This window comes from Kitasatospora sp. NPDC098652 (assembly GCF_044760155.1).
In the GTDB taxonomy this organism is placed as follows: Bacteria; Actinomycetota; Actinomycetes; order Streptomycetales; family Streptomycetaceae; genus Kitasatospora.
Window position 1 is genome coordinate 196,826 of record NZ_JBIWAQ010000007.1, and the last position, 26,529, is coordinate 223,354.

Here is a 26,529-nt window from a genome sequence, read left to right on the forward strand (position 1 = left end):
TGCGGACTCCGGCCGATCGGGATCACCCCCGGCGGCAGCGTTCAGGCGGACGGGCCGGCGGCGGCCTCCGGGTGGATCTGGTCCCGGGCGGCGCGGTACTGCCGGCGCACCGCCGACCCGATCGCCAGGTCCTGTTCGCCCTCGGGCTCGACCGTCTCGGCGTCCGGCAGCGCCCACTCCGGCGGCTCGGGGGTGCCGGCCAGCGCCCAGGCGGCCTGCCGGGCGGCGCCGCGGGCGGCGTGCGCGCCCGGCGGGGGCACCACGACCGGGACGCCGAACAGCATCGGGGCGATGTGCCGGACGGCGGGCAGCCGACCGGCCGCGCCGAGCAGGAACACCCGCTTGATCCCGACACCTTGGGCGCGCAGCACGTCCAGGGCGTCGGCGGTGTTGCACAGCATGCCCTCGACGGCGGCCCGGGCCAGGTGCTGGGGAGTCATCGCCTCGGCCCGCAGGCCGGTCAGGGTGCCGGCGGCGTGCGGCAGCGCGGGGGTGCGCTCGCCGTCCAGGTAGGGCAGCAGCACCAGCCCGTAGGCGCCGGGGGAGGAGTGCAGGGCGAGGTCGCTCAGCCCCTCCAGGTCCCGGCCGAGCATGGCGGCGGTGGAGCGCAGCACCTGGGCGGCGTTGAGGGTGGCGACCATCGGCAGGTGGCGGCCGCTCGCGTCGGCGAAGGAGGAGACCAGGCCGGTGGCGTCCACCACGGCCTCCTCGTGCACCGCGAAGATCGTCCCGGCGCTGCCGAGCGAGACCACCGCGTCGCCCGGGCCGAGGCCCAGGCCGAGGGCGGCGGCCATGTTGTCGCCGGTGCCGGCCGAGATCAGCAGGCCCTCGGGGGTGTGCCCGGCGGGTTCGGCGGGGCCGAGCACGTCGGGCAGCCGGAGTTCGTGGCCGAGCGCCAGCTCGACCAGGTCCTGCCGGTACTCGCCGGTGATCGGGGACCAGTAGCCGGTGCCGGAGGCGTCGCCGCGGTCGGTGGTGCGGCGCTTGGGGTGGCCGAGCAGCTGCCAGACCAGCCAGTCGTGCGGCAGCAGCACCTCGGCGACCCGGCGGGCGTTGGCCGGTTCGAACTCGGCCAGCCAGCGCAGCTTGGCGATGGTGTACGTGGGGCCGGGCACGGCGCCGATCGCGGCGGTCCACGCGGCCGGGCCGCCGAGGGCGTCCAGCAGCTTGGCGGCGGCGCCGCTGGAGCGCGGGTCGTTCCACAGGATCGCGGGCCGCACCTGCACCCCGCCCGCGTCCAGGCCGATCATGCCGTGCTGCTGGGCGCTGACGCCGATCGCCCGGACGCCCTCCAGCAGGCCGCCGGCCGCGGCGTCGCCGAGGGAGTGCAGCCAGACCTGCGGGTCGGCCTCGCCGGGGCGCAGGTCCTGGTCCTCGGGGACGGGGTGGGGCGCCTTGCCGGAGCGCAGGACGGTGCCGGTGTCGGCGTCGCACGCGACGATCCGGGTGCGGCTGGTCGAGCTGTCTATCCCCGCGACGATGGCCATGTCGAGATCATGCCTCAGCCCGGCCCGGTACGCGTCCGGGCCGGGTGAGCCGTTGCCGGTTCGGGACCGGGCGTTGGGATCGCCTTTGCCGTGGGATCACCGCCCCGTCGGGAGCGCGGGCTACCGCCCGGTCACGGGCGGACGGTGCCCCAGCCGTCGTCCTCCGACCGGGCGCGGGTGAAGTACGGCACCCGGTCGGTGACGGCGTTCGGCAGCTTGTCCCCGACCCGGTCCGCGACGGCACCGGCCGCCTTCCCGGCCACCGCGCCGGCCTGCTGGCGCGCCCGGTCGGCGGCCCCCTGCACGGTGGGGTTCCGCGCGATCCGTCGGGTGACCTCGGTGATCTGTTCGTAGCGCCGGCGCCCGGCCCGCGAGCCGAGGACGTAGCCGGCCGCGAAACCCGCGGCCAACGACAGCTTCCACATGATCGGACCCACCCTCTCCTGGCGGCCTTCTGCCGCATTGCCCTACCCGTTGCCCGGGACGGCGAACCGTCCGCGCCCCCCAGCATCCCCGGGAGCCGTCGGCGGCGCGCGCGGGGCACGCCGGGCCGGTGGTCCGGGGCGGCCGGGGAAACGATTGGCGGACCACCCCCCCGAGTGCGCTAATGTATGTCCCGCAGCGAGCGCCGAGGAGCCCGGGTCACGGGAGCCGAAGCGGAAGCCGATCCCCCATAGCTCAATTGGCAGAGCAGCCGACTGTTAATCGGCAGGTTATTGGTTCGAGTCCAATTGGGGGAGCTCGGGACGAGTGCTCCTAGGAGCCCGACTCCCGTGGCAGGTAAGGAAGTCAGCACAGCGATCCCCCATAGCTCAATTGGCAGAGCAGCCGACTGTTAATCGGCAGGTTATTGGTTCGAGTCCAATTGGGGGAGCTGCGCCGGGTTCGCCCGGTGACTGCTCAGAGCGAAGGCCCCTCGGACGACCGGGGGGCCTTCGTGTTGTCCGCCCCGGTGTCGCGTACGTCACCCGGCCGCCCCGGTCCCCGGCCCGCCCTGGCCTGCCCCGGCGCCGAGGACGCGGGCGGGGCGGGCCGGGGACGGCGGGGGTCAGGTGGTCGCCCTCCGGTACAGGTCGGCGACCCGCTGGTCGAAGGCCACGCTGTACGAGGTGCCCGGGGTGTCCCCGCCCTCCTCGAGGCCGCCGATCACGCCGACCACCGCGCCGTCGCCGGTCACCCACGGGCTGCCGCTGGTGCCGTCGGTGTAGCCGCCGCAGTCGAAGCGCTCCTGGGTGGCGCTCTGCGAGCTGGTGCGGACCGCGCAGGTGATCGGTTCGTCGCTCTCGTTCGGGTAGCCGGTCACCGAGACCGCCAGTCCGACGCCCCGTCCGGTGCCGAGCGGGTTGCCGCCGACCGCGTCCTCGATCTGTCGGCCGTCGGCCGGGCGGACGGTGACGAAGGCCACGTCGTAGTCCGGGTCGTCGTCGGAGGCCCAGCGGGGATCGACGGTGATCGACTGCACCTGCCAACTCCCGTACGGGGAGTACCCGTTGCGGTAGCCGGGGGTGAACACCAGGCCGTCCAGCAGGCCGACCCGCTGGTTCTGCACGCAGTGCGCGGCGGTGACCAGCAGGTTGCGCGCGGGGCTGCGCACCACGCTCGCCGTGCAGGACCGGGGGCCCTGGGCGCTGTGGACGGACAGCGTGCCGATCCGGTCGCGGGCCGCGCTCTGCTGGGCGACCTCGGCGTTCGGCGCCTTGTCCGACCCGCTGCCGCACGCGGTGCCGGCGGTCAGCAGCAGGGCGGCCAGCGCGGTCGCTCCGGCCGCGCGCGCGGGCGGCACCGGGCGGGGGGCCATCGGGGCTCCGTCTCGTTCTTCGGGGCGGGCATCCGGGCCGTGCGTTCCGCCGTTCGAGAGGAAGATCTACCAGTCCGTGCCCGGCGGCGCCACTGCCGGGTGTTCGAATCGGCCCGGGTCCGGCCCGGGTTCGGCGCGGGTTCGGCGCGGGTTCGGCCCGGTCAGCCGGTGGCCCGGTCGTAGAGCGCCTGGACCCGGTCGCCGAAGTAGCTGCTGTACGAGGTGTCCGGGCTGTTCCCGCCCTCCTGGTAGCCGCCGATCACGCCGACCACGGTGCCGGTCCTGGTGGACGGGTCGAAGTCGGTGACCCAGGGGCTGCCGCTGGTGCCGCCGGTGTAGTCGGGGCAGTCGATCCGCAGCTGGGTGGCGCTCTGTTCGGCGGTGGTGTTGGAGCAGGTGATCGGGACGTCGCTGCTGCCCGGGTAGCCGGTCACCCGCACCGGGAGCTGGTAGCCGCGGTTGACGCCCAGTTTGTTGGCGCCGAGCACCTGCTGCACCTGCTGCCCGTTCTGCGCCTGGACGACGGCGAAGGCGACGTCCATGTCCGGGTCGGCGTGGTCCTTCCAGCCGTCGTCCACGCTGACCGCCAGCAGCGGCCAGACCCCGCTCGGGGTGTCGCCGTTGCGGTAGCCGGGGACGAAGACCAGGTCGCTGCGCCGGCCGATCTTCGGGTCCCAGACGCAGTGGGCGGCGGTGACGATCAGGTTGAGCCCGGCGCTGTCGACCACGCTGGCGGTGCAGAAGTGGTCGCCGTCCGCGTTGCGCGTGAACACCGCGCCGACCAGGCCGTTGAGCACCGTGGGCTTGGCGGTACGGGTGACCCCGGTGTGCTTGCCGGTCGCCCCCTTGAAGCGCTGCTTGTTCCAGCCGTGGGCGTTCGCGGCGGCGCTCGGCGGTGCCGAGGTGACCGTCGGGGCGACGGTGCCGGGCCGCGCCGCGGTGGTGCACCCCGCCAGCGCGAAGGCCAGCACCAGCACCCCGGCCGCCGCTCCCGTCCCACGCATCGTCATCAGCCCAGGCTGCCCTGTCCGGGCCCTCCACCGCCACCCGGAGCCCGCCGCCGGGACCGGCCCGCGCCCTCCCGCACCCAGCTGCGCCCCCGGCGCGCACCACGGGTGATCGACCGGCTATGCTGCCCGGGACGGCCTCGCGGGGCCGTCTGCTGCTGCCGTGGCCGACGACCGGCGCGCGCGGCGAACCGGGGCGGTAGCTCAGCCGGTTAGAGCAGGGGACTCATAATCCCTTGGTCGTGGGTTCGAGTCCCACCCGCCCCACCTCTGCGACGCGTGACGAGTGTCGTATTTACCGTCCGTCGGCGGGGCGCCTGAACTGGCGCCTTCACCGCCCGTGACGACGGAGAGTCTAGAGCGCGGCCCCCCTCTTCCGGTCGGTGGCGCGCCGGAATTCACCCGGCCGTGGGCATCGCCCCGGCGCCCCCTGACACGTTCGCGCCGAACCCCGCGCCTGCCCTCTTCCGCACCGCTTCCGTCCCGGCCCTGGCGTGCTGTGCGAAAAAAGTGATATCACTTTGACAGCTGCAGCGGACGTCCGCGCGGCGCACATCGCACAAGGGGGGAGTCGGTCCCATGACCGCACCGCACGTCTCCGTCGAGGACGGCCCCGTCCTCGACCTCCCGGCCCCGAAGGTCACCGAGCGGGTGATCACCGGCGCGCCGGGGCTGCCGGTGCTCGGCGGCGCCCTGCTGGCCGGGCTCGCCGGGCTTGCCGGGCTGATCACCGGCGGGGTCCAACTCGCCGGTGGCAACAAGGGGTTGGGCGTTCCGCTGGTGGTCCTGGGGCCGCTGCTGCTGCTCGGCTCACTGATCCTGCTCTGCGGGCTGACGGTGGTCTCGCCCGGCTCGGCCCGGGTGGTCCAGCTGCTCGGCACCTACCGGGGGACGATCCGCGCCGAGGGGATCAGCTGGCTGAACCCGTTCACCAGCCGCCGGCACATCTCGCTGCGGATCCGCAACCATGAGACCGAGACCGCCAAGGTCAACGACGCGGACGGCAACCCGATCGAGATCGCCGCCGTGGTGGTCTGGCAGGTCGAGGACTCCGCGATGGCGGTGTTCGAGGTGGACGACTACACCGACTTCGTCGCGATCCAGACCGAGACGGCCGTCCGGCACATCGCCACCAGCTACCCGTACGACGCCCACCACGACGGGCAGTTGTCGCTGCGCGACGGCGCGGACGAGATCGCCCGCAAGCTGTCCGCCGAGATCGCCGCCCGGGTCGCCTCGGCCGGTGTGCGGGTCGTCGAGTCCCGGATCACCCGGCTCGCCTACGCGCCCGAGGTCGCCCAGGTGATGCTCCAGCGGCAGCAGGCCGGGGCCGTGGTGGCCGCCCGGCGGCTGATCGTCGAGGGCGCCGTCGGTATGGTCGAGGAGGCCTTGGACCGGCTCGCCGAGCGGGACGTGGTGGAGTTGGACGAGGAGCGCAAGGCCGCCATGGTGAGCAACCTCCTGGTGGTGCTCTGCGGCGACCGGGGCACCCAGCCCGTCGTGAACACGGGCTCCCTCTACCAGTAAGGGCGCGGCGTTGGCGACGGAACGGAAGAAGCTCCTGCTGCGACTGGATCCTTCGGTTCACGACGCACTGGCGCGGTGGGCCGCGGACGAACTGCGCAGCACCAACGCCCAGATCGAGTTCGTGCTCCGCCGCGCCCTCGGTGAGGCCGGCCGGATGCCCAGCGGCGCGGCCCGGCTTCCCCGGCGCGGCCGACCGCCCAAGGAGAGCCCGGAGGACGGCGGTCCGCCCGAGGACTGACCGCGGCGGCCGGGCGCTCCGCAGATCGTCCCAGATCCTTCGGAGACCGAGATGGACCTTCCCGTCAATCTGCCCGAGAAGCTCTACCTGCTCGCCTACGACCCCGAGCGCGGGCGGCTCACCCGCACCACCGACCTGGACCTGGCCCTGCGGGCGGCGGCGCTCACCGAGCTCCTCCGCCGCGGGCTGCTCCGTGACGACGGCCGGCACCCGGCCCCCGTCGACGGCCCGACCGGCGGGCTCGACCCGCTCTCCGCCGCGCTGCTGGAGCAGATCCGCCAGGGGCGGCGGCGCACCTGGTGGAGCTGGATCGGGCGCCCGGGGAGGTCGGCGCGGGTGGTCCGCGACGGGCTCGCGGCCGCCGGGCGGATCCGGGTCGAGGAGCACCGGGTGCTCGGGCTCTTCCCGGTCGCCCGGGTGACCCTGACGGAGCCCCGGGTGCGCAAGGCGCTGGCGGCGAGCGTCACGTCGGCGCTGAGCGGCCCGCTCAGCCGGGTCGACCCGGCGGACGCGGCGCTGGTCGCCCTGGTCGACGCGGCCCGGCTGAGCCCGGCCCTGACCTGGCGGAGGCGGCGCGAGTTCCGGGCCCGGATCGACAAGCTGGCCCCGGCGGCCGGCCCGGTCCCGCGCGCCCTGCGCCGGGCCGTCAACGCGAAGTACGCGGACGGCGGGGCGGGCTGACCCGCCCGGGGTGCCGCCGGCCGGCCTGGACGGGCCCGTAAGCTGGCCGGATGCTCGAACCCGCCCTGCTGCCGACCCCGCTGGTGGACTGCACCGACGGGGTGTTCACCCGGGCCGGGGTGGGGCTGCGGCTCAAGCGGGACGACCTGCTGCACCCGACCGTCCCCGGCAACAAGTGGCGCAAGCTGGCCCCGAACCTGGCCGCTGCCGTCGAGCAGGGGCACACCCGGCTGCTGACCTTCGGCGGCGCCTACTCGACCCACCTGCGGGCGGTCGCGGCCGCCGCCGACGCGCTCGGCCTGGAGAGCGTCGGGCTGGTGCGCGGCGAGGAGCTGGCCGACCGGCCGCGCAACTGGTCGCTGCGGGCCGCCGAACGCTCCGGGATGCGGCTGGAGTTCCTCACCCGGGCCGCCTACCGCGAGGCCACCGGCCGGGCCGGCACCGGTGACGGTACGGAGTTCCAGCGCCGCTGGGGCCGCTGCCTGGTGCTCCCGGAGGGCGGCTCCAACGCCCTGGCCGCGATCGGCGCGGCCGCGATCCCGGCCGAACTGCCGGACCTGGACGGGCGTGACGTGGTCTGCTGCCCGGTGGGCACCGGCGGCACCCTGGCCGGGATCGCGGCGGGCCTGCCGCCGGGCGCAAGGGCGCTCGGGGTGGCCGTGCTGCGCGGCGGCGAGGGCTACCTGGAGGCGGAGGTCGCCCGGCTGCACCGGGCCGGGTTCGGGCGGGAGTTCGCCAACTGGCGGATCGACCACGCCCACCACGGCGGCGGCTACGGCAAGGTCCCGGCCGAACTCGCCGCCTTCGCCACGGAGTTCGAACGCCGCCACGGCGTCCCGGTGGAACGCCGGTACGTCGCCAAGCTGCTCGCCGCGCTGGCCGACCTGGCCGCGGCGGGTGCCTTCGTCCCCGGCACCCGCCTGACAGCCGTGGTCACCGGCCTGCCGGACCCGGAGTAGCTGGGGCCCAGGGCCCGGAGTAAGGCGGGTCCTACGACCCGAAGGTCAGGTCGGCGCAGGGGTCGGTGTCGGCGCCGCGGGTGTTCTCCGCTATGCCGGTCGGGATCCCGCTGGGCGCGGTGGCCGTGGGCGAGGGCGCGGTCACCGAGTTCAGCTGGGTGCCGGCCGCCCGGTAGTCGGCGCCGAGGGTGACGGTGATCCCGCCCGAGCCGGGCTCCTCGACGGCGCCGGCGCCGGGGAAGAGCGCGACCACCTGGTCGGCGGCGGCCTTGAGCGTCGGGTCGTAGGAGACCTCGGTGTGCTGCCTGCCGGGGTTGTTGGCGCCGAGGGTGACGTTCTGGAAGCCGCGCCCCTTGAGGGTCTCGGCGCCGGAGCCGGCCAGGCCGGCGGTGCCGACGCCGTTGACCACGGTGACCGGGGCGGCGGCCTGTTCGGCGGTGAGCGGCGCGTTCGTCCCGGAGCCCGCACTCGGCGAGGCGGAGGCGGAGGCGGAGGCGGCGGCGGAAGCGGAGGCCGCGGCGGTGGCCGCACCGGTGCCGCCGGTGCTCTGCCCGTCCAGGGTGCGGTCCTCGCGCAGCAGCTTCCACAGCGCGTCGGCGTCCGGCTGGACCAGCCGCACCCGGTCCCCGGCGAAGCGCCAGGGGGCGGTGACGAAGGTGACGTCGGAGAGCTTGATGTCCTCCATCGAGCGGGCGAAGTCCACCAGCTTCATCGCGGTGCCGAGGCCCTCGTCCACGGTGAGCGACTTGGTGGCGGCGTCGGCCAGCGGCAGCAGCGTGGGCAGTGAGAAGCCCTGGGACTGGACCTTCTTGATCATCGAGGAGAGGAAGGCCTGCTGGCGCTTCATCCGGCCTATGTCGGAGTTGTCGCCGATGCCATGCCGGGCCCGCAGGTAGTCGACCGCGGACTTCCCGGAGAGCTTCTGCATCCCCTTCTTGAGCTGGATGCCGTACTCGTTGACGTCGTTGGGCACGCAGGCGTCCACGCCGCCGATGGCGTCGGTCATCGCGGCGGCGCCCTTGAAGTCGACCACGATGGTGTGGTCGACCCGCAGCCCGGTGAGCTTCTCCACGGTGTTCTGGGTGCAGGCCGGGTTGCCCTTGGCGAGTTCGCCGAGGCTGAACGCCGAGTTGAACATCTGGTCGTTGCGGGGCTTGGTCCAGGTGCCGTCCGCCAGCTTGCAGGACGGGATGGTGACCAGGGTGTCGCGGGGGATCGAGACCCCGACGGCGTGCTTGTGGTCGGCGTAGACGTGCACCAGGATCGCGGTGTCCGAGTTGCCGACGCCCTCGTCGCCGCCGCCCAGTGAGTTGTTCCCGTCGTCGCGGGTGTCCGAGCCGAGCAGCAGGATGTTGACCGGCACCTGGGCGCCGGGGCTGGCCGGCACGGGGGCCGGCGGGCGCTCGGTGGCGACACCGCCCGCGTCGAAGGTGGTGATGTTGTTGTCCAGCCGGTGGTAGAACCAGGCCCCCGCCCCCACGACCGACAGCACCAGAACGGCGGCCAGGCCGATGGCGGTCCGCAGGTAGCGGCGCCGGCGCGTGCTGCTGCTCATCCCCGTGCCCCCCGTCCTCAGGTCTCTCGCGTTCGATGTTCGAACGTTAGACGTTCCGGAAGGCTGTTCGGTTACCCCCTGGGGGCGGGCGAATCGGGCGGCGGGGCTGTGATGCTGGTCACGCGCCGGGGCCGGAGGCGCCGGTGAGCATCCGCCGGAGCAGGTCCCGCAGGACGGTGCGCTCCTGCGGGCCGAGTGCGGCGAGCGGCTCGCGGGCGAAGTTGAGCGACTCGCGCAGCTCCTCGGAGGCGGCCGAGCCGGTCTCGGTGGCGGCGACCAGCTTGACCCGGCGGTCCTGCTGGTTGGCCTGCCGGGTGACGAAGCCGCGGGCCTCCAGCCGGTCGACGATGCCGGTGATGTTGGAGGGCTCGCAGCTGAGCGTCTGGGCGATGTGGCGCATCGGCAGCGGCCCGCGCCGCAGCAGCGCGAGCACCTTGGCCTGGGCGCCGGTGAGCGAGCGGGCGGCGGCGGCCTCCTCGTACTCGCGGTGGAACAGGGCGACCAGGTTGGCCATCAGGTCGACGACCTCGCGGGTGATCTCGTCGGACTGCGGCGTGGCGACCTCGGTCTGCTGGGTGTCCATGCCTCAGAGTCTACCTGAAAAGTTGACAACGTGAACCTTTCACGTCCATCGTTACTTCAGTTGCTCAACCTTTTACCTGCCGAAACCCCCCAAGGAGCACCTCCATGGCAGAGCAGGCCACCCCCGCCGCCGCCCGTGAATGGCACCTCGCCGCCCGCCCCCAGGGCTGGCCCGTGCCCGCCGACTTCGCCCTGGTCGAGGCCCCGGTCCGGACCCCGGGCCCGGGCGAGATCCTGGTCCGCAACACCCACCTCTCGGTCGACCCGTACATGCGCGGCCGGATGAACGACGTCAAGTCCTACGTGCCCCCGTTCCAGCTCGGCCAGGCGATGGACGGCGGCGCGGTCGGCTACGTGGTCGCCTCCGAGGCCGAGGGCTTCGCCCCCGGCGACGCCGTGCTGCACGGGCTCGGCTGGCGCGAGTACGCCACCGTGGACGCGAAGCGCGCGGTCAAGGTCGACCCGGCCGCCGCCCCGCTCTCCGCCTACCTCGGCGTGCTCGGCATGCCCGGCCTGACCGCCTACGCCGGACTGCTCGCGGTCGGCGGCCTCAAGGAGGGCGACAAGGTCTTCGTCTCCGGCGCGGCCGGCGCCGTCGGCTCGCTGGTCGGCCAGATCGCCCGGCTCAAGGGCGCCTCGCTGGTGGTCGGCTCGGCCGGTTCGGCGGAGAAGGTCGCCAAGCTGGTGGACGAGTACGGCTTCGACGCGGCCTTCAACTACAAGGACGGACCGGTCGCCGAGCAGCTCGCGAAGGCCGCCCCGGAGGGCATCGACCTCTACTTCGACAACGTCGGCGGGGAGCACCTGGAGGCCGCGATCGGCGCCCTCGGCGTGCACGGCCGCGCGGTGCTCTGCGGCGCGATCGCCCAGTACAACGACACCACCCCGCCCGCCGCCCCGCGGAACCTGGCGCTGGCGATCGGCAAGCGGCTGCGCCTGGAGGGCATGCTGGTCGCCGACCACGCCGCCCTGCAGCCGCAGTTCGTGGCCGAGATGAGCGGCTGGCTGCGCTCCGGCGAGCTGCGCTCCGAGGAGACCGTGGTGGACGGCTTCGAGAACGCCGTCGAGGCCTTCCTCGACCTGCTCCGCGGCGTCAACACCGGCAAGATGGTCGTCCGCCTGGACGGCTGACCCACCGTCAGGTCCTCGACCCGGAGTCGAACCCGCCCCGCCGCCCCGACCGGGCGTGCGGGGCGGTTCGCGTGCACGGCGCAGGGGATCCGGCCGCACTACCGCATTCCGGCCGGATCCGAAAGTGCGTCATCCATCGCCCCGCGCCGCGCGGTACGGTGGTCCCGCCTGGCGATGGGGCCGTTCGGGGGAGAGATCCGGCCGAGGGGTAGACCTCGTTGAGGATTCGACTAGCATTGAGCGAAAGCCTGTCCGTTTTGCTCAATTTAGTAGCTTAATGTCGGCTAACGTGGGTAACTGTGGATCAACTGCAGGCACGAGGCAGCTGGGGAAGGCGACCCTCGTCCACAGCCTGGAGGTCCCGGTGACGACACGTGGAGTTCTCTACATCCACTCCGCGCCCCGCGCGCTGTGCCCGCACGTCGAGTGGGCCGTCGCGGGGGTGCTCGGTGTGCGGGTGAGCCTGGACTGGATCCGCCAGCCGGCCGCACCCGGGCACTGGCGCGCCGAGCTCTCCTGGCAGGGGGAGCCCGGCACCGCCTCGAAGCTCGCCTCCGCGCTGCGCGGCTGGCAGCTGATGCGGTACGAGGTGACCAGCGAGCCCTGCGCCACGGCGGAGGGGGAGCGGTACAGCAGCACGCCCGCGCTCGGCATCTTCCACGCCGTCACGGGCATCCACGGCGACATCCTGATCCCCGAGGACCGGCTGCGGGCCGTCCTGCTGCGGGCCCGCAGCGAGGGGGCCGACCTGGAGGCCGAGATCTCCCGGCTGCTGGGCAAGCCCTGGGACGACGAGCTCGAGCCGTTCCGCTACGCGGGCGAGGGCGCGCCGGTGCGCTGGCTGCACCAGGTGGTCTGAGCCCGCGGGACGACATGACGGAGGGGCCGGCGCCGTAACGGCGCCGGCCCCTCCGTCATGGGCGTCAGCGGGTGCGGAAGGCCAGCACCACGTTGTGGCCGCCGAAGCCGAACGAGTTGTTCAGCGCGGCGATCCGGCCCTCGGGCAGCGGGGTCGCCTCGGTCACGACCTTCGCGTCCACCTCGTCGTCCAGCTCCTCGACGTTGATGGTCGGCGGGGCGATCCGGTGGTACAGCGCCTGCACGGTGGCGACGGTCTCGATGCCGCCGGCGCCGCCCAGCAGGTGGCCGGTCATCGACTTGGTGGCGGAGACCAGGATGTGGTCGAGGTCGTCGCCCAGCTCCTTGCGGAGCGCCTTGAGCTCGGCGGTGTCGCCCTGCGGGGTCGAGGTGGCGTGCGCGTTGACGTGCACGATCTCGGCCTTGTCCAGGTCGTTGCGGTCGAACAGGTCGGCCAGCGCGCGGGCCACCCCGGCGCCGGTCGGCTCGGGCTGGGCGATGTGGTGGGCGTCCGAGGACAGGCCCTGGCCGACGGCCTCGCAGTAGATCCGGGCGTTGCGGGCCTCGGCGTGCTCCAGCGACTCCAGCACGACCACGCCGGCGCCCTCGCCCAGCACGAAGCCGTCCCGGGCCTTGTCGTACGGGCGCGAGGCGCGCTCGGGCTCGTCGTTGTTCTTGGACATCGCCATCATGTTGGCGAACGCGGCGATCGGCAGCGGGTGGATCGCCGCCTCGGTGCCGCCGGCCACCACGACGTCGGCGCGGCCGCTGCGGATCATCTCGATCGCGTAGCCGATCGCCTCGGCGCCGGAGGCGCAGGCGGAGACGGGGGTGTGCACACCCGCGCGGGCGCCGACCTCCAGGCCGACGTTGGCCGCCGGGGAGTTGGGCATCAGCATCGGGACGGTGTGCGGGGAGACCTTGCGGGCGCCCTTCTCCCGCAGCACGTCGTACTGGTCGAGCAGGGTGGTCACGCCGCCGATGCCGGAGGCGATCACGGCGCCCAGGCGCTCGGGGGCGAGCTTGGAGGACTCGTCGGTGGCCGGGGTCTCGAAGCCGGCGTCGGCCCAGGCCTCGCGGGCGGCGATCAGCGCGAACTGGGCGGAGCGGTCCAGCTTCCGGGCCAGCGGGCGGGGCAGGATCTCGCCCGGTTCGACCGCGGTGCGCGCGGCGATCTTGACCGGCAGGTCCTGGGCCCACTCCTCGGTCAGCGCCGCCACTCCGGAGCGCCCGGCGATCAGGTTCTCCCAGGTGGTGGCGGCGTCGCCGCCCAGCGGCGTGAAGGCGCCGATACCCGTGACGACCACGGTTCGGTTCTCAGCGGTCACTGGTCTCTCTTCTTTCACGTTTCGTGCGGGGTCGGCGGCGAGCCGAGGAAGGGCCCGGCCGGGCGCCCGGTGGGGCGTCCCGGCCGGCGGGTCGGCCTGGCTCTCGGAGCCGGGCCGACGGGTCAGCCGTCCTGGGCGTGCGTCACGCGGGACGGACTGGGCGACTCGTACGAGTCGATCGCTCAGGCGGCGTTGGTGAGGATGTAGTTCACCGCGTCGCCGACGGTCTTCAGGTTCTTGACCTCGTCGTCCGGGATCTTGACGTCGAAGCGCTCCTCGGCGGCCACCACGACCTCGACCATGGACAGCGAGTCGACGTCCAGGTCGTCGGTGAAGGACTTGTCGAGCGCAACGTCCTCGGCCGGGATGCCGGCGATCTCGTTGACGATCTCGGCGAGACCCTCCAGGACCTCGTTCTGCGTAGCCATACTGGCTGCTCCTCTTCGGTGTTGAACGCGTCCGACCGTCGGCCGAACACGGGCTTGTGGATGGGTGGGGCGAAACGCGCCTAGGGGAGCGTAACGACTGCCGCGGCGTAGACGAGACCCGCCCCGAACCCGATGATCAGCGCGAGGTCGCCGCTGTGGGCCTCGCCGGACTCCAGCATGCGCTCCATCGCCAGCGGGATGGAGGCCGCCGAGGTGTTGCCGGTCTCCGCGATGTCGCGGGCGACCGGCACCGACGCGGGCAGCTTGAGCGCCTTGATCATGGCGTCGGTGATCCGCATGTTGGCCTGGTGCGGGATGAAGGCACCGAGCTGGTCGGCGGTGATCCCGGCGGCGTCCAGCGCCTGCTGGGCCACCTTGGCCATCTCCCAGACCGCCCAGCGGAACACCGGCTGGCCGTCCATCCGCAGGGCCGGCCACTTGTGGTCCTGCTCCTCGCCCGGGCCGTTGATGGCGTCGGGCTTGGCGAAGGCGGTGTCCCAGGCCTGCGTCTGGCTGATGACGTCGGACTGCGAGCCGTCCGAGCCCCAGATCAGCTTGCCGATGCCCGGCGTGTCGGACGGGCCGACGATCGCGGCACCGGCGCCGTCGCCGAAGATGAAGGCGGTCGAGCGGTCCGACTTGTCGGTCAGGTCGCTGAGCCGCTCGACACCGATCACCAGCACGTACTCGGCGTTGCCGCCGCGGATCATGCCGTCGGCCAGGCCCAGGCCGTAGCCGAAGCCGGCGCAGGCGGCCGAGATGTCGAAGGCCGGGGCGGTGCCGCAGCCGAGCCGCTCGGCGATCTCGGTGGCGATCGCGGGGGTCTGCTTGAGGTGCGAGACGGTCGCGACGATCACGCCGCCGATCTGCTCGGCGGAGATGCCGGCCTGCGCGATGGCCTTGCCGGCGGCCTGCACCGACATCTCGGCGACGCTCTCCTCCGGGCCCGCCCAGCGGCGCTCGGCGATCCCGCTGCGGGTGCGGATCCACTCGTCCGAGGAGTCGATCCACTCCAGGACCTCGGAGTTGGGGATGACCCGGACCGGGCGGTAGCCGCCGACCCCGTGGATCCGGGAGTACTGCGCGCCGGTGGCGGGGCGGATCTGCGGCTTGGTCATGCCAGGTCCTCCTGGTGCTGCTGGTCCGGCTGCCCCTGGCCGCTGTGCTCCGCGATGAGCGCACGCGCCTTGTCCAGGTCGGCGGGGGTCTTCAGGGCGAGCGTGGCCACGCCCTTGAGGTTGCGCTTGAGCAGCCCGGTGAGCGTGCCCGCGGGGGACAGCTCGATCACGGCGGTCGCGCCCAGTCGGCCGAGGGTCTCCGTGCAGAGGTCCCAGCGGACCGGGTTGGAGACCTGCGACACCAGGCGGGCCAGCACCTCGGCGCCGGAGTCGACGACCCCGCCGTCCTTGTTGGACACGTAGGTGACCTGCGGGTCGGCCACGGCCAGGCTCGGGGCCAGCGCGGCGAGCCGCTCGACGCCGGGGTTCATGTGCTCGGTGTGGAAGGCACCGGCCACCTTGAGCGCGATCAGCTTGGCGCCGGCCGGCGGGTCCGCCTTGAGGGCCTCCAGCTGGACCAGCGTGCCGGCCGCGACGATCTGGCCGCCGCCGTTGTTGTTGGCCGCGGTCAGACCGTGCTCGGCCAGCTTCGCCGCCACGACCTCCGGGTCGCCGCCGAGCACGGCGGTCATGCCGGTCTCGGTGACGGTGGCGGCCTCGGCCATGGCCAGGCCGCGCTCGCGGACGAAGGTCAGCGCCTCGGCGGCGCCGAACACCCCGGCGAGGGCGGCGGCGGTGATCTCACCGACGCTGTGGCCGGCGACGGCGCCGGTCAGCTTGCGGGCGGCTTCCTCGTCCGGGAACAGCGCGCGGGCGGTCACCAGGCCGGCCGCGACCAGCAGCGGCTGGGCGACGGCCGTGTCCTTGATCTCCTCGGCGGAGGCCTCGGTCCCGGCGTGCACCAGGTCGAGCCCGGCGGGCTCCGACCAACGGCGCAGGCGGTCGGCGACACCGTCCAGCTCGAGCCAGGGGCTGAGGAAACCGGGGGACTGGGCACCCTGTCCAGGGGCGACGATTACGAGCACGGTTCAACCCTCTCTCGCCAGGCGCCCGGGGGCGGGTAGGCGACGGTAACGAAGAAAACCATCCGGGATTGTATGGTCCCTACACCCCGGCTCAGCCGGGCTCCCCGGCGGCGGTGAGCCGGCCGAGGGCCAGTGCGATCCGCAGGGTGAACGCCGAACGTACGTCGGAGGGGGCGTACCCCGTGACGTCGGTCACACGTCGTAGCCGGTAGCGCACCGTGTTGGGGTGCACGAAGAGCATTCGGGCCGCGCCCTCCAGGGAGGACGCCTGCTCCAGGTAGACGCTCAGCGTCTCCAGCAGGGCGGAGCCGGCCTCGTCCAGCGGTGTGTAGATCTCCTCCACCAACTGGCGGCGGGCGGCCTGGTCCCCGGCGAGTGCCCGTTCGGGCAGCAGGTCGTCGGCGAGCACCGGGCGCGGGGCGTCCGGCCAGGCGGCGCAGGCGCGCAGGCCGGCCGCGGCGGCGTGCGCCGAGCGGGTCGCCGAGAGCAGGTCCGGTACGGTCGGGCCGATCACCACCGGGCCCGGCGCGAACTGGCCGATCAGCGCCCGGGCGGCGTGCACCGGCTCCTTGTCGCCGCCGACCACGACCACCAGGCGCTTGCCCAGCACCCCGGTCAGCACGTTCAGCTTGGCGTACCGGGCGGCCCGGCGGATCGCCTCGACCACCAGCTCGCTGTCGCCGTCCGGGGCGCTGCCCATCACCACCCGGACCTGGCTGGGCTGGCCCCAGCCCAGGGCGGCCGCCCGGGAGAGCACGCCCTCGTCGGCGTCGCCGGACAGCAGGGAGTTCACCACCAGCGCCTCCAGCCGGGCGTCCCAGGCGCCGCGCGCCTCGGCGGCCTGGGCGTACACCTGGGCGGTGGCGAAGGCGATCTCCCGGGCGTAGACCAGCACGGACTCGCGCATGTCCGCCTCGTCGCCGGGGGCGGCCACCTCCTCGATGGCCTCCTCCATCACCTCGATCGTGGTGCGGATCAGCTCCACGGTCTGGCGCAGCGTGATCGCCCTGGTCAGCTCGCGCGGGGCGGTGCCGAAGACGTCGGTGGAGATCGCCCGGGCGGCCTCCGGGTGGCGGTACCACTCGGTGAAGGCGGCGATGCCGGCCTGGGCGACCAGGCCGATCCAGGAGCGGTGCTCCGGTGGCATCCGCCGGTACCAGCCGAGCTGGTCGTCCATCCGCGAGATCGCGGCGGTGGCCAGCTTCCCCGAGGACTTCTCCAGCCGCTTGAGCGTCGCGGCCCGGCGCTCGGCCCGCTCGGCGGCGTTCCGGCGCTCCTGGGCGGTCAGACGGGGGGCGGGGCGGCCGGGGCGGTCGCGGGAGGTCCGGGGAGCCGGGCTCTTGCCGGTGGGTTCGGCGGCGGGACTGGGTTCGCTCTTGGAGTTCGCGGAAGCGGCTGGCACAAGGACAAGACTGCCTCACGCGAGTGACTGCTCGTGCACACCCCCCGGCGCAGCGGCACGGTGGTGCCGCTCACACCCCCGGGGCTCGGGGCGCGTCCGCGCCCGGGCGCGCGCCGTCCGGAGCAGTACGGTGAGGGGCGTGACCGACGCCGCCGCCCGCCCCCGTGCCGACCAGCGCCGCACCGCCGAGCGCTACCGCTCCACCCCCGCCGAGGGCATCGAGACCCGACACGCGTTCTCCTTCTCCGGCCACTACGACCCGAAGAACACCCACTTCGGCGCGCTGCTCGCGTGCAACGAGGAACTCCTGGCGCCCGGCGCCGGGTTCGAGGAGCACAAGCACCGGGACACCGAGATCCTCACCTGGGTGCTGGAAGGCGCTCTCGCCCACCGGGACTCGCACGGCCACCACGGGGTGGTGCGCCCGGGCATGGTGCAGCACCTCAGCGCCGGCTCCGGGGTCACCCACACCGAGCGCAACGTCGGCGGCGCCACCGGGCCGGTGCGCTTCGTCCAGATGTGGCTGCAGCCGGACGAGTTCGACGCCGCCCCGGCGTACGGGCTGCGCAAGGTGGAGCCGGCGGACGGCGGGTTGACGCTGCTGGCCTCCGGCCTGGAGCGCGACGCCGGGACGGACGCCCTGCGGCTTCGACGCCGCGACGCCGCGCTCTGGCTGGCCACCGCCGGCCCCTGGCGGCCGCTGCCCGAACTGCCCGCCGCGCCCTGGCGGTACGCCCACCTGACGGCCGGCTCCCTGGGCTACCGGACCGTGCCCGGGCCCAAGGGCGCCGGGCGGTCGATGGTGCCCGGCGACAGCGTGCGGATCACCGGCGAGGCCTTCGCCGACCCCTCGGCCGGGGAGACCGGCGCCGAACTCCTGCTCTGGGAGATGCACTCGCCGGTCTCGTACGGCTGAGGTCAGCCCCCCAGTTCGCCGAGGACGGCGTCGGACAGCGGCGGCCAGGCCTCCACGGCCCAGGGGCCGAAGTCCCGGTCGGTGAGCGCGATGCAGGCCGCGCCGGCCTGCGGGTCGACCCAGAGGAAGGTGCCGGACTGGCCGAAGTGGCCGAAGGTCTCGGGGGAGTTGGCGGTGCCGGTCCAGTGCGGGCTCTTGCCGTCGCGGATCTCGAAGCCGAGGCCCCAGTCGTTCGGGCGGCGGTGGCCGTAGCCGGGCAGCACGCCGCTGGTGCCGGGGAAGGCGACCTCGCGGGTGGCCCGGTGGACGGTGGACGGGTCCAGCAGCTTCGGGGACTGCAGCTCGGCGGCGAACCGGGCCAGGTCGGCCACCGTGGACAGGCCGCCGGCGCCGGCCGGGGACTTGCTCGCGGTGTTGATCAGGGTGTCGTGCATGCCCAGCGGCTCGAACACCGCCTCGGCGACGTACCGGTGGAAGGCGATCCCGGCGGCCTCGGCCAGGGTGGCGGCCAGCGCGTCGAAACCGGCGTTGGAGTAGAGCCGGCGCTTGCCCGGCTCGGCGAACAGCCGGTCCTCGTCGAAGCCGAGGCCCGAGGTGTGGGCGAGCAGGTGGCGGACGGTGGAGCCGGGCGGGCCGGCCGGGTCGTCCAGCTCGAACACGCCCTCCTCCAGGGCGACCAGCGCCGCGTAGGAGGTCAGCAGCTTGGTCACCGAGGCCAGCGGGAAGAGGTGCTGCTGCGGGCCGTGGGCGCCCAGCACCGCGCCGTCCGACCCCCGGACCACCGCGGCGGCGGCGTGGGGCACGGGCCAGTTGTCGATCATCCGCAAGCTCTCCATGCGGTCGACTCTAATGTGCGGCCCAGCCGGGTGGCGGGGGCACCCGGGTAGGTGGCTTGCTTGGAGTGCACTCCAACTCGGTAGCGTCGTCGTCACAGGACAGGGGGAATCGATCATGGCCACACCCGTACGGGCCCGGGCCGGTCTGCGCAGCTGCGCCGAGGTCTTCAACGGCCCGGCCGGCGAGCCGGACCGGACCCCTCGGCACACCATCAGCGAGGTCGCCGCGGTCAGCGGGCTGACCGCCCACACGCTCCGCTGGTACGAGCGGATCGGCCTGCTCGACCCGGTCGACCGCGCGGCCGGCGGCCAGCGCCGCTACTGCGACGGCGACCTGCACCGGCTGGCCTTCCTGGGCCGGCTGCGGCTGACCGGGATGTCGGTGGCGGACATGCTCAAGTACGTCGACATGACCCGCCGTGGCGACGAGACCTACGTCGAGCGCCGGGAGCTGCTGGAGACCCAGCGCGAGGAGGTCCGGCAGCGGATCGTCGACCTCCAGGCCACCCTGGCCGTCCTCGACCACAAGATCGATCTCTATGCCGGGAGGATCGCCGACAGTGCCGGCGCCCCCGTCCGATGCCAGTACCACCGAGCAGTAGAGGAAGAGCAGAGCGCATGACTCACCCCGTCCTCCCCACCGCCCCCCTCGGCACCGACGGCCCGCTGGTGGGCGTCCAGGGCCTCGGCTGCATGGGCATGAGCGAGTTCTACGGCCCGACCGACACCGACGAGGCGCGCGCCACCCTGGACGCCGCGCTGGAGGTCGGCGTCACCCTGTTCGACACCGCGGACATGTACGGTTACGGCCGCAACGAGGAGTTCCTCGCCCCCTTCGTCCGCGCCAACCGCGACCGGGTGGTCATCGCCACCAAGTTCGCCATCGACCGCAGCGAGGAGGACCCGAGCCGCCGGGCTATCCGCAACGACCCGGAGTACATCCGCACCGCGGTGGAGGGCTCGCTGCGCCGCCTCGGCGTGGAGACCATCGACCTGTACTACATGCACCGCCGTGACCCGGCCGTGCCGCTGTCCGAGTCGGTCGGCGCGATGGCCGAGCTGGTGAAGGCCGGCAAGGTGCGGCAGCTGGGGCTGTCCGAGGTGACCGGGGCCGAGCTGCGCGAGGCGTACGCCGTCCACCCGATCGCCGCGGTGCAGTCCGAGTGGTCGGTGTTCGCCCGGGACGTCGAGCGCTCCGCGGTGCCGGCCGCAGCCGAGCTGGGCGTCGCCTTCGTGCCGTACTCGCCGCTCGGGCGGGGCTTCCTGACCGGCGCCTTCCAGGACGCCGCGGCCCTCACGGCGGACGACTTCCGCCGCAGCAGCCCGCGCTACACCGGTGAGAACGCCGTCGCCAACGGCGAACTGCTCACCCCGCTGCGGGAGATCGCCGCGGCCCACGACGCGACGCTCGCCCAGGTCGCGCTGGCCTGGGTCCAGCAGCGGGCCCAGGTGCACGGGCTGACCGTGGTGCCGATCCCCGGGACCCGCAAGCGCAGCCGGCTCGTCGAGAACACCGGCGCGGTCGCCCTGCGGCTGAGCGCGGAGGAGCTGGCGCTGCTGGAGCCGCTGGCCGGGCGGGTGGCGGGCGAGCGCTACGCGGACATGAGCAACACCTCGGTCGGGCGCGAGTAGCCCGGACCGGGAGAGCGGCCGTACGGGCCCGGGGGTCGGTGACCTCCGGGCCCGTACGGCCGTTCCGGGGCGCGGGCCCCGGGGGTCACGCCCCCGGGGGTCACGGAACGGGGGGTCACGGAACGGGGGGCCTCAGGCCTTGCGGCCCATCCAGGCGGCCAGCCGGGCGTGCACGTCGGCGTCGTCGGCGACCGGCTGCACGGGGCCGAACGGGGTGCCCGCGACCCGGCTCTCCGGCGGCAGGACGAGCTCGGCGACGGCCAGCGCGGTGCGGGCCAGGTCGTCGTCCAGCGCGAAGCCGTTGTCGAGGGCGGTGGCGATGTCCCAGGAGTGGGTGACCAGCTCCATCACGTAGCCGCCGACCGCGATCGCCCCGGGCACCTCGCCCCAGGGCGCGAAGGTCGGGCGGCCCAACTTGGCGTCGTCGGACCAGGCGGCGGTCACCCGGGTGCGGGCCCGGTCCAGCGCGGCCGCCCAGCCGTCGTCCGACGGGTCCTCGACGGCGGCCACGACGTCCTGGGCGTGACCGCCCTCGCCCATGTACGCGAACCGGTGGACGCCGCCGACCACGTGGTTCAGCAGCTGACGCAGCGTGTACTCCTCGCAGGGGGTGGGCCGGTCGAGGTCGGCGGGGGCGACGGCGCCGACCAGCTGTGCCAGCTGGTCGAGGGCGGCGAGGTACTGCGGGCGGGCGTCCTGGACGGCGTTCATCTGCGGTCGGCTCCTCTGCACGGTACGGCCCTTGCTCGGGTGATCGCTCGGGCTCGGAACGCAATCTCCCAGTAAAACCTGACAAGTGTCGTCAGGATTCTTGGGATTCTGGAGCCATGAAGGCCGACCGCCTGCTCTCGATCCTGCTGCTGCTCCAGACCCGGGGCCGGGTGCCCGCCACCGAACTGGCCGAACGGCTGGAGGTGTCCGTCCGCACCATCTACCGGGACGTCGAGTCGCTCTCCGCCGCCGGGGTGCCGGTGTTCACCGAACGCGGCCGGCACGGCGGCATCAACCTGCTGCCCGGCTACCGCACCGACGTCACCGGGCTGACCGCAGACGAGGCGCGGGCCCTGTTCGTGCTCTCCGCCCAGGGCGCCCACAGCGACCTCGGGCTGGACGGCGCGCTCGGCTCGGCGCTGCGCAAGGTGATGGCCGCGCTGCCCGCCCCGCACCGCCCGGCCGCCGAGCGGGTCAGCGAGCGCATCCTGGTCGACCCGGCGCGCTGGATGCAGAACCCGCAGGCGGGCACCGGCAGTCCGCCGGACCTGGGCGAGCTGCAGTACGCGGTGTTCGCCGACCGGCGGCTGCGGCTGCGCTACCGGCACAGCGGCACGCCCGCGCCGGTGGAGTACACCGTCGACCCGTACGGCCTGGTGAACAAGGCCGCGGTCTGGTACCTGGTGGCCGATCTGCACGGTGAGCCGCGGCTGTTCCGGGCCGACCGGGTGCTCGCCGCCGAGACCGCCGAGGAGGCGGTGCGCCGCCGGGCCGGGGTGACGCTCGGCGAGGTGTGGGCGGCGCTGCGCGAGCAGGTGGAGCGGCTGCCGAAGGACGTGCCGGTCCGGGTGCGGGTGCGGCGCGGGCGGCTGGACATGTTCCTGCGCATCCACGGCGGCCGGGTCACGGCCGTGCCGCCGGAGACGGGCGGCGGGGCGACCGAGGAGTGGGTCGAGCTGGCGATGGCCTTCCCGGCCGCGGCGGCCGTCCGCGCGCTGCTGGCCTTCGGCGCCGAGGTCGAGGTGCTGGGCCCGCCGGCCGCCCGGCGCGAGCTGGCGCGGGCGGCGGCGGAGGCCCTGCGGCTGTACCAGGAGCAGTAACGCCCCTGCAGGGGCTAGGAGTTGGTGGGCCGGACGACGTCGCGGTAGTCGCCGAGCGAGATCGCGGCGAAGTTGTGCAGGCTGTCGGTGCCGTCCGTGAAGTAGCCGTTGTGGCCGGACGCGCGGGCGGAGGAGATCTGCTCGGCGCCGAAGCCGCTGCCGGTCGGGTCGGCGCCGTGGCCGAGCTTGCCGACCTCCAGGAACGGGACGTTGCCGATCCAGTCGTTGGGGTTGCGGGTGGCCCACACGTGGACGCCGGCGCCCAGCGCGTCGGCCGACTGCACGCCCATGCCCGGGCTGCCGAACACCATCATGTCGGTGATGCCGGAGGTGTCGGACGGCGAGGCGGCCGCCCGCGGGATCCTCGGGGCGGCGGTGCCGCAGACCACCGAGCCGTACGAGTGGCAGAGCAGCGCCGGGGGCGCGTCCGGGCGGGTGGTCTCCCGGAGGCCGGCCAGCAGTCGCTCCAGCCGGGGCGCGGCGACGTCGGCGAGCCGGGAGGTGGCCGCGTCCGGGCCGAGGCCCGAGGGGGTGACGTACCCCGTCCAGGCGATCACGGCGGTGCGGGTGCCCGGGGCCTGGCGCTGCTCCTCGGCGTACAGGGCGCGGGCCATGCCGGCCGGGGAGCGCAGCGGCTCGGCCGCCTGGTCGAAGTGGCCGAGGTCGGCGTCGGAGCCGGGGACGATGACGGAGACGTGCTCGGCGTCGGCGAGGTCGCCCCAGACCTCGGTGACCAGGCCGCGGCCGCGCGGGTCGAAGGCGAGGACCTGGCGGCCGGGGGCGAGCAGGTGCTCGACGTCGTTGGCGCGGGAGACGGCCAGCGCGCGGGTGTCGGAGTCCAGCTTCCTGTCGGCGGCGCGGGCCCGGGCGGCGTCGCGCTCGTTCGCCAGGGCGATCCGGTTGGCGCGGTAGCGCAGGTCCAGCGGGGCGCCGTCGTAGTTGCCGACGACCAGCGGGTAGTCCTTGATCAGCCGGTCCAGCTCGGTGGGGGCGAGCGAGGCGAAGAAGGCGGCGGCGTCGGCCGGGCTGGTGGTGGCCGGGTCGGGCAGGATGCGGCCGAAGGAGTGGTCCTGGATCCAGGCGGCGCTGCCGGCCGGAGGCGTGGAGATCGCCAGCTGCTCCGAGGAGACCGCGGCCGCGGCTGCCGAGGCACCCGCGTCGGCGAGCACGGCACAACCCGCGAACGCCCCGATCAGTACCCGCTTCCAGCGTCGACGGTTGCGCACCGCACCAACTCCCTTGGGGCCCGTCACCGTTTCTCGGGCGGTGCCCGGAGGGTGCGAAATGGACTTGCTGACTTCCCTGGGAAAGCGTAGAGGTCACAGGAGGGTGACGGACACGCCCAAACTGTGGGATGGATCACATGAACCGGGAGTGTCCTCCCGGCGTCCTTGTGTGGCCGTTTCGGTGGTGCTAGGCGGAGTGCTGGGCGTCGAACGCGCCGACCACCCGCTTGGGGGCCGTCCGCCGCCAGGCCTCGGTGACCACGTCGCGCAGCTCCTCCGGGTCGACCAGGTCCAGCCGGACGCTCACCCAGCCGTGCCGTCCGACGTAGCGCGCGAAGGAGAACACCTCGGGCTCGGCGGCGATCAGTTCGGCCTGGTCCTCGCGGGTGGCCTTGACGGTGACGCTGGCGCCGTCGGGGTCGCCCATCGCGAAGACCTTGCCGCGGACCCGCAGGGTCTGGATGCCCCAGGTCGGTTCCTGGGCGGCCTCCGGCAGGGCCAGGGCCATCGCGCGGAACTCGTCGAACGTCACCATGGCGGCAGGGTAGAGCAGGCCCCCGTGCACCGCGCCCCCGCACCCCCGGTCGGGTGCGGGGACGCGGGGACGCGGGGGCGCGGGCGGCGCTCAGCCGAGCGAGGCCCAGTTGTCGCAGGTCCGGTCGCCGTCGACCAGCCGGTCCGGGTGCCCGCTGCCGTCGGCGATCGAGATCCGGCGGTAGCTCTGGCCGCAGAACACCCAGAACTCGCTGCTGCCGCTGACCCGTTGGCGGTCCGGGACGGGCAGGAAGCAGTCCACCCGGCTGAGCCCGTTCAGCGAACTCCACTGGGAGAGCTCGCGGTCGGTGCGCTCCCGCACGTCGGTGTGGGAGGAGCCGTCGGCGATCGAGATCAGCCGGTACTGCTGGCGGCCGCTGGTGGTGTGGAAGCACCAGTACCAGCTCTTGCCGCCGACCCGCTGCTGGTCCGGCACCGGCAGCCAGCAGTCGACCTGGCCGACGCCGCTGAGCGAGCCCCAGTAGGTGAGGTCGCGGTCCGAGCGCTCCAGCGCGGTGGTGTAGCGGCCGCCGCCGCAGGTGATCGAGACCAGGCGGTACTGCTGGCGGCCGCCGGTGCTGTGGAACACCCAGTACCAGCTCTTGCCGCCCGGGTCCTGCTGGTCCGGGACGGGCAGCACGCAGTCCACCCGGCCGACGCCCTGGAGGCAGGTCCAGCTGGTCAGCCAGGCGTCGTCCTCGACCTTGCGGTCGGTGTGGGCGGAGCCGTCGGCGATCGAGATCACCCGGCAGCGGTCGCCGTGGAAGGCCCAGTACCGGCTCTGGCCGCCCTTGCGATACTGGTCCGGGACGCCGACGAACTCGTCGCAGGGGTAGGCCTTCACGGGCTGCGGCTTGGGCTGCCCGCCGGTCTGGGTGCCCGTCTGGCCCGTCTGCCCGGTCTGGCCGGTCTGGCCGGTCTGGGTGCCCGTCTGGGTGCCGTTCTGCCCGACCGGGGTGAGCCGGCCCTCGCAGAGCCCGCGCAGGATGCTGAGCGAGGGCATGAAGGCGTAGACCGAGCCGGTGGTCTGGACGAACTGCTGGAAGCTCACCGGGGTGTGGCTGATCAGGCCGTCCGGCCCCCGGCTCTCGAAGTCGACGTCCGGGGCCTCCTGGGTCACCGGGTCCTTGCCGGGCACCGGCCTGGGGCCGGCGTGGCCGGGCGGGACGGCGCCGCCGCTGTCCCGGTTCGGCGGGAAGTTCGGCTGGTCCATCCAGTCGGCCTGGATGAACTCGAACTGCCGCTGGATGTCGGCCTGGTAGCAGATGAACAGCAGCCCGCGCGGGTCGTCCGGGCCGCCCGGGCCCTCGGAGGCCGGGTCGAACGGGGCACCGTACGGGGTGCCCCGGCGGATGATCCGCCGGCCGTCCAGGATCCCGGCGTCGAACGGCGGCTTGTCCGGGCTCTCCTGGAGGCCGGCCCGCGGGCTGGTCTTGCGCAGGTGCGACCAGAGCGGCGTGACCAGGCCCTCCAGGTCGTCCCGGAAGTCGAAGTCGTTGTCGTTGGCGGCACTCGGGCTGTTCGGGACGTCCCGGTCCTGGTGCTTGCAGACCGGCGCGCCGGAGCGCCAGCGGCCGACCATCCGGGCGGCCAGCCACTCGGCGGTGGCGCTCTCCGGGACGGCCTTGGCCTGCTTGAGCTCCCGCAGCTTGACCGAGACCTGCGACCACCAGCCGGGGACGTCCTGGGCGAGCCGGCGCACCACCTGGAAGGAGCCGTTGCGCGCCCACTCGGGGTACTGGGACGGCGGGCCGCTGAACCGGTCGTTCTCCAGGCCGCAGACGAACTCGCCGGCCGGGACCAGCCGGGTGCCCGGGTGGCCGTCCTCCTCCTCCGGCTTGGCCGGGTTCGGCCGGTCGAAGCCCCTGACGCCGGGCTCGCTGATGCCGTCCTTGAAGCCGAAGTGCTCCTTGCCGCGCCGACTGCCCAGCAGGGTCTGGGCGTTCTGCTGGTAGACGATCAGGACCCGGCACTCGGCGGCGGCGATCCGCTGCGCCTCGACGGCCGCCTGGAGGTCCCGCTCGGTGTCCGCGGAGATCTTGAGCAGGGCGTGGACGGGCTGGTTCTTCCCGTTGCCGAACAGCCAGTTCTCCGGGGAGTTGTCGCCGGTGTCGCCGAGCGCGCCGGCCCGCTGGGCCGAGCCCTCCTTGAAGGCCTCCAGGCCGCCGCCGACCGGCGGGGGTGTGGGGAACGGGTCGGTGCCGGCCAGCATCCGCAGGCCCTCGTAGGTGAAGCTGACGCCCAGCCAGGTGGCGGTCAGCGACTTGGGGTCGTCGCCGCCGGAGGCGTGCCTGGCCTCGCTGAACGCCTCGTTGAACGCGGCGACCTGGCGGGTGGTGGCGATCTGCGGGGTCAGTCTGCGCAGCCAGTCGCGGGCGCGGGAGGCGTCCTCGAACTTGAGGAACAGGACGCTGACGTTGTCCTTCTTGAAGCCGGCCAGGACGTCGCCCTGGATCTCCTCGCTCTCGCGCAGGCTCAGTTCCGTCGTCATCGTTCTCGGGCTTCCTTTC

General features: G+C 73.8%; 26 protein-coding genes and 3 tRNA genes. 13 read left to right on the forward strand and 16 right to left on the reverse strand.

Going from position 1 to position 26,529, the window contains the following annotated elements; genetic code table 11:
• Window positions 1-41: 41 nt before the first annotated feature.
• Window positions 42-1,487: an FGGY family carbohydrate kinase gene (locus tag ACIQWA_RS18240; protein WP_402483648.1), complete on the reverse strand. Its 1,446-nt coding sequence runs from the start codon at window positions 1,485-1,487 to the stop codon at window positions 42-44.
• A gap of 131 nt (window positions 1,488-1,618) precedes the next feature.
• Window positions 1,619-1,912: a hypothetical protein gene (locus ACIQWA_RS18245; protein ID WP_360228612.1), complete on the reverse strand. Its 294-nt coding sequence runs from the start codon at window positions 1,910-1,912 to the stop codon at window positions 1,619-1,621.
• A 242-nt stretch (window positions 1,913-2,154) separates the two neighbouring features.
• On the opposite strand from ACIQWA_RS18245, the gene ACIQWA_RS18250 reads away from it, so the two are divergent.
• Window positions 2,155-2,227, forward strand: a tRNA-Asn gene (locus ACIQWA_RS18250).
• Window positions 2,228-2,288: 61 nt separating this feature from the next.
• Window positions 2,289-2,361, forward strand: a tRNA-Asn gene (locus tag ACIQWA_RS18255).
• Between the two features lie 174 nt (window positions 2,362-2,535).
• Here the strand turns inward: ACIQWA_RS18255 and ACIQWA_RS18260 are convergent.
• Both ACIQWA_RS18260 and ACIQWA_RS18265 read right to left on the reverse strand, forming a co-directional pair.
• Window positions 2,536-3,285 (reverse strand): trypsin-like serine peptidase, encoded by a 750-nt coding sequence (locus ACIQWA_RS18260; RefSeq protein ID WP_402483652.1) that lies wholly within the window; start codon window positions 3,283-3,285, stop codon window positions 2,536-2,538.
• Between the two features lie 161 nt (window positions 3,286-3,446).
• Window positions 3,447-4,295: a trypsin-like serine peptidase gene (locus tag ACIQWA_RS18265; RefSeq protein ID WP_402483655.1), complete on the reverse strand. Its 849-nt coding sequence runs from the start codon at window positions 4,293-4,295 to the stop codon at window positions 3,447-3,449.
• A gap of 190 nt (window positions 4,296-4,485) precedes the next feature.
• Between ACIQWA_RS18265 and ACIQWA_RS18270 the strand changes: the two genes are divergently transcribed.
• The 5 genes from ACIQWA_RS18270 to ACIQWA_RS18290 all read left to right on the forward strand — a co-directional run bounded on the left by ACIQWA_RS18270 (window position 4,486) and on the right by ACIQWA_RS18290 (window position 7,697).
• Window positions 4,486-4,559, forward strand: a tRNA-Ile gene (locus ACIQWA_RS18270).
• A 312-nt stretch (window positions 4,560-4,871) separates the two neighbouring features.
• The gene (locus ACIQWA_RS18275) at window positions 4,872-5,819 is read left to right on the forward strand and encodes an SPFH domain-containing protein (RefSeq protein WP_402483658.1); all 948 of its coding nucleotides are present in this window, start codon (window positions 4,872-4,874) and stop codon (window positions 5,817-5,819) included.
• A gap of 10 nt (window positions 5,820-5,829) precedes the next feature.
• Window positions 5,830-6,057 (forward strand): hypothetical protein, encoded by a 228-nt coding sequence (locus ACIQWA_RS18280; protein WP_402483661.1) that lies wholly within the window; start codon window positions 5,830-5,832, stop codon window positions 6,055-6,057.
• A 51-nt stretch (window positions 6,058-6,108) separates the two neighbouring features.
• Entirely contained in the window at window positions 6,109-6,738 is a 630-nt protein-coding gene (locus ACIQWA_RS18285) for a GPP34 family phosphoprotein (RefSeq protein WP_402483663.1), read from the forward strand.
• Between the two features lie 50 nt (window positions 6,739-6,788).
• Window positions 6,789-7,697, forward strand: a complete 909-nt coding sequence (locus ACIQWA_RS18290; RefSeq protein WP_402483666.1) for a 1-aminocyclopropane-1-carboxylate deaminase/D-cysteine desulfhydrase — start codon at window positions 6,789-6,791, stop codon at window positions 7,695-7,697.
• Window positions 7,698-7,728: 31 nt separating this feature from the next.
• Here the strand turns inward: ACIQWA_RS18290 and ACIQWA_RS18295 are convergent, their stop codons facing one another.
• Together ACIQWA_RS18295 and ACIQWA_RS18300 are read right to left on the reverse strand one after the other, a co-directional pair.
• Complete coding sequence (locus tag ACIQWA_RS18295) at window positions 7,729-9,252, reverse strand: LCP family protein (RefSeq protein ID WP_402483669.1); 1,524 nt, start codon at window positions 9,250-9,252, stop codon at window positions 7,729-7,731.
• Between the two features lie 118 nt (window positions 9,253-9,370).
• Entirely contained in the window at window positions 9,371-9,835 is a 465-nt protein-coding gene (locus tag ACIQWA_RS18300) for a MarR family winged helix-turn-helix transcriptional regulator (RefSeq protein WP_402483670.1), read from the reverse strand.
• A 104-nt stretch (window positions 9,836-9,939) separates the two neighbouring features.
• On the opposite strand from ACIQWA_RS18300, the gene ACIQWA_RS18305 reads away from it, so the two are divergent.
• Together ACIQWA_RS18305 and ACIQWA_RS18310 are read left to right on the forward strand one after the other, a co-directional pair.
• Window positions 9,940-10,965 carry an NADP-dependent oxidoreductase gene (locus ACIQWA_RS18305; RefSeq protein WP_402483672.1) on the forward strand — a complete coding sequence of 342 codons (1,026 nt, stop codon included), beginning with the start codon at window positions 9,940-9,942 and terminating at the stop codon, window positions 10,963-10,965.
• A gap of 364 nt (window positions 10,966-11,329) precedes the next feature.
• Window positions 11,330-11,824: a DUF3145 domain-containing protein gene (locus tag ACIQWA_RS18310; protein ID WP_360228547.1), complete on the forward strand. Its 495-nt coding sequence runs from the start codon at window positions 11,330-11,332 to the stop codon at window positions 11,822-11,824.
• Window positions 11,825-11,888: 64 nt separating this feature from the next.
• Here ACIQWA_RS18310 and fabF read toward each other — a convergent pair whose 3' ends face one another.
• The 5 genes from fabF to ACIQWA_RS18335 form a co-directional block, all read right to left on the reverse strand.
• Complete coding sequence (gene fabF / locus ACIQWA_RS18315) at window positions 11,889-13,151, reverse strand: beta-ketoacyl-ACP synthase II (protein ID WP_402483674.1); 1,263 nt, start codon at window positions 13,149-13,151, stop codon at window positions 11,889-11,891.
• 182 nt (window positions 13,152-13,333) lie between these two features.
• Window positions 13,334-13,579, reverse strand: coding sequence for an acyl carrier protein (locus ACIQWA_RS18320; RefSeq protein WP_360228541.1), 246 nt, complete (start codon window positions 13,577-13,579; stop codon window positions 13,334-13,336).
• Between the two features lie 80 nt (window positions 13,580-13,659).
• The gene (locus tag ACIQWA_RS18325; protein WP_402483676.1) at window positions 13,660-14,697 is read right to left on the reverse strand and encodes a beta-ketoacyl-ACP synthase III; all 1,038 of its coding nucleotides are present in this window, start codon (window positions 14,695-14,697) and stop codon (window positions 13,660-13,662) included.
• Window positions 14,694-15,662 (reverse strand): ACP S-malonyltransferase, encoded by a 969-nt coding sequence (locus tag ACIQWA_RS18330; RefSeq protein ID WP_360228535.1) that lies wholly within the window; start codon window positions 15,660-15,662, stop codon window positions 14,694-14,696. Before ACIQWA_RS18330 ends, ACIQWA_RS18325 begins: the two co-directional genes overlap by 4 nt.
• Window positions 15,663-15,753: 91 nt before the next feature.
• Window positions 15,754-16,950 (reverse strand): helix-turn-helix domain-containing protein, encoded by a 1,197-nt coding sequence (locus tag ACIQWA_RS18335; RefSeq protein WP_360228970.1) that lies wholly within the window; start codon window positions 16,948-16,950, stop codon window positions 15,754-15,756.
• Window positions 16,951-17,203: 253 nt separating this feature from the next.
• Between ACIQWA_RS18335 and ACIQWA_RS18340 the strand changes: the two genes are divergently transcribed.
• Window positions 17,204-17,980, forward strand: a complete 777-nt coding sequence (locus tag ACIQWA_RS18340; protein WP_402483679.1) for a pirin family protein — start codon at window positions 17,204-17,206, stop codon at window positions 17,978-17,980.
• A gap of 2 nt (window positions 17,981-17,982) precedes the next feature.
• On the opposite strand, the gene ACIQWA_RS18345 is transcribed toward ACIQWA_RS18340, so the two are convergent.
• Entirely contained in the window at window positions 17,983-18,816 is an 834-nt protein-coding gene (locus ACIQWA_RS18345; protein ID WP_402483681.1) for a serine hydrolase domain-containing protein, read from the reverse strand.
• 115 nt (window positions 18,817-18,931) lie between these two features.
• Here ACIQWA_RS18345 and ACIQWA_RS18350 point away from each other — a divergent pair, with 115 nt between their 5' ends.
• Together ACIQWA_RS18350 and ACIQWA_RS18355 are read left to right on the forward strand one after the other, a co-directional pair.
• Window positions 18,932-19,438, forward strand: coding sequence for a MerR family transcriptional regulator (locus ACIQWA_RS18350; RefSeq protein ID WP_360228526.1), 507 nt, complete (start codon window positions 18,932-18,934; stop codon window positions 19,436-19,438).
• Window positions 19,435-20,448 carry an aldo/keto reductase gene (locus ACIQWA_RS18355; RefSeq protein ID WP_402483682.1) on the forward strand — a complete coding sequence of 338 codons (1,014 nt, stop codon included), beginning with the start codon at window positions 19,435-19,437 and terminating at the stop codon, window positions 20,446-20,448. The genes ACIQWA_RS18350 and ACIQWA_RS18355 overlap by 4 nt, the downstream gene beginning before the upstream one ends.
• 132 nt (window positions 20,449-20,580) lie before the next feature.
• On the opposite strand, the gene ACIQWA_RS18360 is transcribed toward ACIQWA_RS18355, so the two are convergent.
• Window positions 20,581-21,159: a TIGR03086 family metal-binding protein gene (locus ACIQWA_RS18360; protein ID WP_402483684.1), complete on the reverse strand. Its 579-nt coding sequence runs from the start codon at window positions 21,157-21,159 to the stop codon at window positions 20,581-20,583.
• 116 nt (window positions 21,160-21,275) lie between these two features.
• Here ACIQWA_RS18360 and ACIQWA_RS18365 point away from each other — a divergent pair, with 116 nt between their 5' ends.
• Window positions 21,276-22,259, forward strand: coding sequence for a WYL domain-containing protein (locus tag ACIQWA_RS18365; RefSeq protein ID WP_360228517.1), 984 nt, complete (start codon window positions 21,276-21,278; stop codon window positions 22,257-22,259).
• Window positions 22,260-22,273: 14 nt separating this feature from the next.
• On the opposite strand, the gene ACIQWA_RS18370 is transcribed toward ACIQWA_RS18365, so the two are convergent.
• The 3 genes from ACIQWA_RS18370 to ACIQWA_RS18380 all read right to left on the reverse strand — a co-directional run bounded on the left by ACIQWA_RS18370 (window position 22,274) and on the right by ACIQWA_RS18380 (window position 26,510).
• Window positions 22,274-23,485, reverse strand: a complete 1,212-nt coding sequence (locus tag ACIQWA_RS18370) for an alpha/beta hydrolase (protein ID WP_402483686.1) — start codon at window positions 23,483-23,485, stop codon at window positions 22,274-22,276.
• 187 nt (window positions 23,486-23,672) lie between these two features.
• A complete protein-coding gene (locus ACIQWA_RS18375; RefSeq protein ID WP_402483688.1) occupies window positions 23,673-24,020 on the reverse strand; it encodes an MmcQ/YjbR family DNA-binding protein in 348 nt (115 codons plus the stop codon).
• A 90-nt stretch (window positions 24,021-24,110) separates the two neighbouring features.
• Window positions 24,111-26,510 carry a Dyp-type peroxidase gene (locus ACIQWA_RS18380; protein ID WP_402483689.1) on the reverse strand — a complete coding sequence of 800 codons (2,400 nt, stop codon included), beginning with the start codon at window positions 26,508-26,510 and terminating at the stop codon, window positions 24,111-24,113.
• Window positions 26,511-26,529: the final 19 nt, after the last annotated feature.